Origin of the sequence: Methylosinus sp. Sm6 (genome assembly GCF_019802345.1) — a bacterium.
Lineage (GTDB): Bacteria > Pseudomonadota > Alphaproteobacteria > Rhizobiales > Beijerinckiaceae > Methylosinus.
Genome location: NZ_JAINDZ010000144.1, coordinates 1 through 597 on the forward strand (window position 1 = coordinate 1; position 597 = coordinate 597).

Sequence of the window (597 nt, forward strand, 5' to 3'; positions counted from 1 at the left end):
CTCAGCTCGCAAAATCTCGCCTATGTCATCTACACCTCCGGTTCGACCGGAAAACCAAAAGGCGTCATGGTCGAACATCGGGGGCTGACGAATTTCTTACATTTATTCGTTGAGCAAATAGGCGTGAACCGAACAACGCGTTTGTTGGCGTTGACGACAATATCCTTTGACATAGCCGCTCTCGAACTGTTTGCGCCGTTGGTGCAAGGCGGGCTTTTAGTTCTTGCGCCTCACCAAACGGCGCGCGCCACTGATGAAATTGTCCGTCTAGTCGGGTCTCACAAAATAAACCTCCTGCAGGCGACCCCGGCGACCTGGCGACTGCTCCTAGAGGAAAAGCAAGATAAACTGTTCAACGACGTCGCCGCTCTTTGTGGCGGCGAGGCCGTTGCAGTGGAATTGGCGTGCGCGATCAAAGAGCGCGCAAAAGATTTGTGGAGCGTTTACGGTCCTACGGAGACGACGATTTGGTCGGCGGCGCATCGGGTCGAACATGCCTTTAAAGACAATTCTAAAATTGTTCCGATTGGGCGTCCGATCTCGAACACACGGATATATATTCTGGACGCGCGGGGGCGTCCGGCTCCGCTCGGAGTT

General features: G+C 54.1%; 1 protein-coding gene. It reads left to right on the forward strand.

Features of this window, described 5'->3' with window-relative positions; all coding sequences use genetic code 11:
* Positions 1-597, forward strand: a 597-nt coding sequence (locus K3F48_RS23970; RefSeq protein ID WP_222577944.1) for an AMP-binding protein, incomplete at both ends; no start/stop codon positions are given.